Origin of the sequence: Sphingomonas sp. ACRSK (genome assembly GCF_022346685.1) — a bacterium.
Lineage (GTDB): Bacteria > Pseudomonadota > Alphaproteobacteria > Sphingomonadales > Sphingomonadaceae > Sphingomonas > Sphingomonas molluscorum.
The window spans coordinates 127,397-134,278 of sequence record NZ_JAKRNR010000008.1 but is presented as its reverse complement, the minus strand read 5'-3'; the positions used below and the strand labels follow the sequence as shown (position 1 = coordinate 134,278).

The following is a 6,882-nucleotide window of genomic DNA, read 5'->3' as shown; positions in this document are numbered from 1 at the left end:
ATCAAGATGGTCGCTCAGACTGAACAGGGACTTGGGATCCACCACGGCTCTCCATCATCGCTCCTGATCAATGAATCACCATAGCCCCCGAAACGCCATCGGTTTTTGCGGGTGTCCAGCTTCGCATCGGCCGCGATGTCACGTCCCCGGATTGCAGCCGTCATTGCTCTTACGGCAATGGCCTTCGTCGAGATCATGTGGATCGGCATGACAAGGTGATCTTGCCAGCCTTCCGCAGCTCATCACTTCTTCCCAGTCGACGGTCCTGAGCAGACGCTTACGTGGGCTCTGCGGTTCCGCCGCTCTGTTCCCCGGACTAGTTCCGGCTTGTTCCGCGCGGGTTCTTCGCCGTGATTTCGGCGTGTCTCACCAACGGTGTGGTGGTGACCAAGTCCGGCTTGCCCGGCACCAGCGGGTAGAAGCCGAGTGCGCCGAAGACGTACCAGGCCGACATCGCACCCGCGTCGTCGTCCATGCCGTCGGCATACCCCTGCGGCGCCAGCGCGAAGCTGCGGCCCCGGAAGGGGACGGGGCGCTTGGCCGCGTTGGTGTAGGGGTGGTCCACCGGCTCGGTGAGGTAGCGGTGCACCAGGTCGCGCGTCTTATCCGGACGACCAAGCGCCGCGTAGAGCCAGGGCGCATGGATGTCGGGCTGGTTGGTCATGTTGTAGAGCCCGTCCGCAAAGAAGCGATCGAGCTCCCGCAGAAAGCGCTCCTTGCCGAGCGTCGCCACCATCCAGTCGAGGTCGAACACCGGCGCCCAGCGGTACTGCCACAGCGTTCCCTGGTAGAGGCCCCGCGCCTTGACGACGTCGGCGTCGGGCCCGAGGTTCTCGAACACCGAGCGCCACATCTTCCGATAGGAGAGTGCCTTGGCGCGGAAGCGCTCCGCGATCGCCGTCTCCCCCAGTTCTCCGGCCAACTCGGCGACTGCCCAGTCATCATAGGCGGCCTCGATCTGCTGGTCCGGGGTGTCGCGTTGCAGCGTCTCGCTTTCGCGTACCATGCCGGCAAGGGCCGCACGCGCATCGAAGCCGCGGATGCCGCGTCGGTAGAAGTCGAGCAGCGCGACGCCGGCATGCTCGGTGCGCACCGTCAGGAACGGCTCCGTCCGGGTCGACCAGCGCTGCTTGCCCTCGCCATAGAGTGCCACCAGCGAACGTGCGATGTCGGCGGCGCGATCGGGGTCGAGGATCGCGATCAGCGGCATCTGGGTCCGGTAATTGTCCCACAGCGCCCAGCTGGCATAGCGGGTGGTGCCGGGTGCGGACCGGTGCACCTGGCCGTCGCTGCCACGGTGGCGGCCATCGGGATCGTCGATCGCGACCGGCGTCTGCATCACCCGGAAAAGCGACGTGTAGAACAGCGCGCTCTGCTCGTGCGAGGCGTCGATGCGGACGCGGGACAGTTCCCGCTGCCAGCGCGCTCGCGTGCCCGCGAGCACCGTCGCGAACGATCGGGTGCCGAGCTCCGTGTCGCGCACCCCTGCTGCCGCCGCGGGGTCGACGGTCGAGAGACCCGTGCGCACTTCCACGACGGCGCCGCGGCGCAGATCGAGGGCAAGCGATGCCTGGCTGCCGGTGATCGTCCCGGCGGCAGCGCGCGGCGTGCCGTCCACCGTGATCCGGCTCGCGCTGTGGATCGTATAGGCGCCCTCGTCGCAGACGGTGCCGGCGGTCAGGGTCGCCCGCAGGTCGGTGCCCTCGGCGGTGAGCCGGGCGGTATGACGCCGGGTGTAGGCGTGCGCGGCATCGAAGCGGAGCAGGTAGCGCCCTGCCCGGGCGACGGTGAAGCGCAGCAGGCCGGCGCCGCGGGTCGCGGTCATATCGGCGGTGATGCCGTTGGCATAGGTGACCCGGTAGCGTCCGGCCCCTGCACGCTCGCTTGCCTTGTCGAGCGGCACGAGCGCTCCAGAGCTCTCCGGCAGGAGCGTGACCAGCAGGTCGCCGCCGCCACCGCCGCAGCCCACGCCCACCGCACGCGTGTGCGAGAAGCCGCGCAGGCTGCGCGCCGCATAGTCGTACCCGGCGTGGTTGGCAGGATCGGTGTCCGGCCCCAACTGCACCATGCCATAGGGCGCCACGGCAGCGGGCGAGAGCTGCCCGAAATCGGCGAGGGTGCCGACGAAGGGATCGACGAGGTCGACCGGCTTTTCCCGCGCGATCGCAGGTGCCGTGAACGCCAGTGCCGCACCGGCGGCCAGGAGGGCGCGCTTCATTGGCCCAACCGCGCGAGGAGCGGCGATGGGGAACGGCATGCCACGTCCCTTGGGATCGCGCGGCGCGGAAAATTCCCGGGCGCCGGCGCTCGGCGATATCGGCATTCATTCCCTCCAGCAGGCGAGCAGCTTGCCGCTCCTTTGCCCGGCCACCTCCCGGTGTCCAGAGCGGGCAAGCCCTCTACCGCCGTTGCGCCGATCCGTGTGCGCCCTTCAGGACCTCCCGCCGCTCCCCCGCACGGTCAGAACTCGAACGCCGCGCTGAACCGGAACGAGCGACCGAGGATCGGGCGGGCAAGAATCGGACCCGTGCCCTGGCCGCCGATGATCCGCGGGTTGCCCTCGGTCAGGCCGATCTCGTCGGTCAGGTTGTTGCCCGTCACCTGCAACCGGATGCGCTGCGACACCTCCAGGGAGACGCCCGCGTCGAGCTGGTAGAAGTGCGGCAGCACCTGCAGGTTTTCCGGATCGGAGAAGCGGTCGCCGGTATATTGCAGCGTGGCAAAGATCGACGGGCGCAGGTTGCCGACATCCACGTCGACCGCGGGCGTCACCCGCCACATCCATTTGGGCTGGCGTTGCACCTGGTTGCCGGTGTTGTCGATGGTGCCGTTGCCGGTGAAGAAGTCACGGTAGGTGGCGTCGAGATAGGTGCCGGCCGCCGTGATGCTGAACCAGGACGTCGGGCGCACGGCACCCTCCACTTCGACACCGGTCGCCTTGGCGCCGCCGTTCGAACTGACCGGCACATTGTCGATCAGCGAGGTGGTCGCCAGGCCATCGAACTTGTTGTGGAAGACGGTGGCATAGAGGTTGGCGATCCCCGTCGAGATCTTCACGCCGCCCTCATAGGTATCGACCTCCGCGGTTGCGGCCAGTCCGGTGTCGTTGGCGATGTTCTCGGCCGTGGCTTCGCGCAGATTGTCGAACTGCGGGAAGCTGTTGCCGCGGCTGTAGCGGGCGAAGACGCCGATCTCGTCGGCGAAGTCGTAGTTGGCGCCGGCGGTCCACGACCAGGCATCGTTGCGGTAGCGGATCGTACGCGGATCGCCGAGTACGGTGACGGAATTGTCGTACAGCGTCAGCGGATCCCCATCGAGATTGACGTTGCCGCCCGCGACCGGCGTACGCAGCGTCGCATCGACGGCATGGCGTTGCCAGCGGATGCCGCCGTCGATGCGCAGTTGTGGGGTCAGCTGCAGCTCGTCGACGGCGTAGAGGGCATAGTCCTCACCCTCGTAATTCGCGCGGACCTGGAAGGCGGGGCCGCTCGTGAAGCCGTCGAGCGTTGCGGCGCGGCCCCCGTTCAGCGTCAGGTTCAGGCGGCGCGCGTTCGGTTCCGCCGCGAGCAGCACCTGGTTGCCCAGCACCCAGGCATCGCGTGACGTATAGTTGGTGTAGAAGAAGCCGGCAGTCAGCTTGTTCTTGCCCGCCGTCCACTCGGCTGCCGTGTCCGACACGAAGGACGAGATCTTCTTGCGCACTTCCCAGATGCCGGCGCGCATCACCCGCGCGTCGGCCCCGCCCTCTACCGTGCCGCCGCCGCTTGCATAGGTGAGCGCGCCCACCGTGGAGCCGGCGCCGCCCAGCGTCACGGCCATGGCGGATGCTGCGACCGGGGCCTCGACCGGCACGAGCCCGAGCGTATCCGCATTGCCGCCAAGGAAGCTGGTGCGCTCGCGCAGCCGCAGCCCCTCGGCGACCTCATATTCGAAGTTGATACCGGTGTTGACGATCTTGGCGCCGCGGCCTTCGCGGAGGTCGAGAGTGCGGCCGACCACGTTGGTGGTGACCCGCGTGTCCGGCCCCAGCAGCGTGCCGGTGCCGGCATCGAAGCCGGGATAGGCGCGGATGTCGCCGTCGCTGTCGGAGATCACGGGGATGGGCAGCAGCCAGGCGCCGCGATCGTTCAGATAGCGCGCATAGACCTCCACGGATCCGCGGCCGGCGAAATCATGGTGGACATTGGCCGTAATCTGCCCGCCCTTTTCGGCGCGGAAGCGGGGATCGCGGATGCCGTTGCCCTGGGCGTAGAAGCCGCCGACCATGAAGCCGGTATCCTCGTCGAGCGGACCGGAGACCCAGGCATCGCCGCGGATCTCGTCGTAATCGGTGTAGGAGAGCTTGGCCAAGCCGTGGAACTCGCTGCCGCCGATCCGCGGAACGACGTTGACGGTAAGTCCGGGCTGGCCGAGCGAGAACAGCGATCCCGTGCCGCCACGCACCGCCTCGATCCGCTGCACCGTCTCGTCCAGCCGGATCAGCTGCGAATTCTCCAGGAACGACAGGGTGGGCGGCGCGAACACCGGCGCGCCGGCATATTGGAAGGAGACGAACTGCGCATCGCCGCCCGACGGATAGCCGCGGACGAAGATGTTGGCGCCGTTCTGGCCCCCGGAGCTTTCCGCCATGACGCCGGGCACCGCGCGCAGGATGTCGGCCGTGCTGTTCGGCGCCGCGCGTTCAATGGCGTCGTTGGAAAGCGCTGTTACCGCAAACGCGGCGTCCTGCCGGCGCGTGCCGCCGCCGGCCGTGCCGACGACGATGATCTCCTCGCCATTGGGCTGGCTCGTATCGACCAGCCCCTCCTCAGGCGCGGCGCGCTGGGCGCTGTCGGTCGTCTGCGCCCCGTCCGTGGTTGTTTGCGCGAGTGCAGGGAGTGCCGTCATCAGCGCCCCGGTAGCGGTACCGATCATCAGTCGACGAATGGATATGGCAAGCATGTCTCATCCCCTACACTTGCACGATCCGGCTCTACTTCGGCCGGTTCTTCATGTGGGATCTTCACCCCAAGAGCTGGTATAGTACTTCATTCAAGTTGCTGCGATAGGTGCAAGGTACAAGTCCGGTTCACTGCTGCTTTCTTGCCACAGAGGATCGGCGTGCGAGGACGGTTTCTGGAGGGCTAATCTTGCGGATGGGGTTTTCGGCAGGAATAGCTGCCGCGGGAGGGATCTGCGTGGGGGTAGGAGGGTGCTCCGTCGCTCGGACCTTGATGAGGCCCGTCGGCTTGCCGCAGCCTTCTTGGACCGGCATCTGGGCACGGACGGCGCGTCCGTGCTGACGAGAGGACAAGACATGAAGCTTTCGCGTTCGCTGATCGGCAGCTTGCTTGCGCTCTCGGCACTGGTCGCGAGCCCGCTTCCCGCGCAGCAGCAATCGCCTGCCGACCTCTACGGCCCCCTTTTCAGCGCGGTGCAGACCGGGCGCATCTTCCCGGACGGCAAGACCTTCGTCGATGCGGTGCCGAAGCGCGCGCCGGATGCGATCCTGGCGGAGTATCGCCGCACTGCGCCGACCACGCGGGAGGCGTTGCGCGCCTTCGTGCTCCAGAACTTCGTCGTGCCGGGGGTCAACGATCGTGAGGCCGCGGACCTGCGCCGCCACATCCGTACGCTCTGGCCGACGCTGGTGCGCCAGCCTGAGCCGGTGCCGGCGGGCAGCTCTGCGCTGCCGATGCAGGCGCCGTACGTGGTGCCAGGCGGCCGCTTCCGCGAGATTTATTACTGGGACAGCTATTTCACGATGCTGGGGCTGACCGTTGACGGGCAGCAGCCGCTGGTGGAATCGATGCTCGCGGACTTCACCGACACGATCGAACGCTACGGCCACATCCCCAACGGCATGCGAACCTACTATCTCGGCCGTTCGCAGCCGCCCTTCTTCGCGCTGATGCTGGACCTGTCGAAGGATGCCGATCCCGCACTCGCTGCGCGCCGGCTCGCGGCGCTGAAGCGCGAGCATGGCTATTGGATGCAGGGCGCCGCGTGCCTGGATGCGTCCGGGGCCTGTGCGCGCGTGGTGCGCATGCCGGACGGAACGCTGCTCAACCGCTATTGGGACGATCGCCCGCTTCCGCGCGACGAATCCTATGCCGAGGATGTCGCCACCGCGAAGGAAGACCCGTCGCGCCCGGCGGAAACCCTCTACCGGCACCTGCGCGCAGGGGCGGAGAGCGGCTGGGACTATAGCAGCCGGTGGCTCGCCGATCCGCGGCGCCTCGCCTCGATCCGTACTACCGACATCGTGCCCGTGGACCTCAACAGCCTGATGCTGATCCTGGAGCAGTCGATCGCCCGCCGCTGCACCGCGGGCGGCGACCAGGGCTGCGCCACGCAGTTCACCGGATTCGCGAACAAGCGTCGCGCTGCGCTCGACCGCTATTTCTGGGTGGCGAAGGAGGGGCGCTATGCGGATTGGGACCGCGTCGCGCGCGCCGCCACGCCGCGCCTGTCCGCCGCGATGCTCTATCCGCTGTTCGCGGGCGCCGCGTCTCCCAGGCAGGCCGCCGCCGTCGCGGCAACGGTGCGCCGGACGCTGCTGGCGACCGGGGGCCTGCGGACCACGCCGCTGCGAACCGGCCAGCAGTGGGATTCGCCCAATGGCTGGGCACCGCTGCAGTGGATCGCGATCGCTGGCCTGGAACGCTCCGGACAGCCGGACCTCGCGCGCGAGATCGCGCGCCGCTGGATCGACACGGTGGCCACCGCCTATGCCGAAACCGGCAAGATGCTCGAGAAATACGACGTCGAGGAGCGCAAGCCCGGGGGCGGCGGCGAGTATCCGACGCAGGACGGCTTCGGCTGGACCAATGGCGTGGCGAGCGCAATCCTGGAGCGCTACCCGGACATCGGCGCGCCGGTCCGCACCCGCTGAAAGGGCTT

General features: G+C 67.9%; 3 protein-coding genes. 1 reads left to right on the top strand and 2 read right to left on the bottom strand.

Annotation, left to right across the window (positions count from 1 at the left end; translation table 11 throughout):
* Positions 1-316: 316 nt before the first annotated feature.
* Both MHZ35_RS06560 and MHZ35_RS06555 read right to left on the bottom strand, forming a co-directional pair.
* Positions 317-2,218, bottom strand: a complete 1,902-nt coding sequence (locus tag MHZ35_RS06560) for a glycoside hydrolase domain-containing protein (RefSeq protein ID WP_239434880.1) — start codon at positions 2,216-2,218, stop codon at positions 317-319.
* Positions 2,219-2,460: 242 nt separating this feature from the next.
* Positions 2,461-4,914 (bottom strand): TonB-dependent receptor, encoded by a 2,454-nt coding sequence (locus MHZ35_RS06555; RefSeq protein ID WP_239434879.1) that lies wholly within the window; start codon positions 4,912-4,914, stop codon positions 2,461-2,463.
* Positions 4,915-5,296: 382 nt separating this feature from the next.
* Here MHZ35_RS06555 and treA point away from each other — a divergent pair, with 382 nt between their 5' ends.
* Complete coding sequence (gene treA / locus MHZ35_RS06550; protein WP_239434878.1) at positions 5,297-6,874, top strand: alpha,alpha-trehalase TreA; 1,578 nt, start codon at positions 5,297-5,299, stop codon at positions 6,872-6,874.
* Positions 6,875-6,882 lie beyond the last annotated feature (8 nt).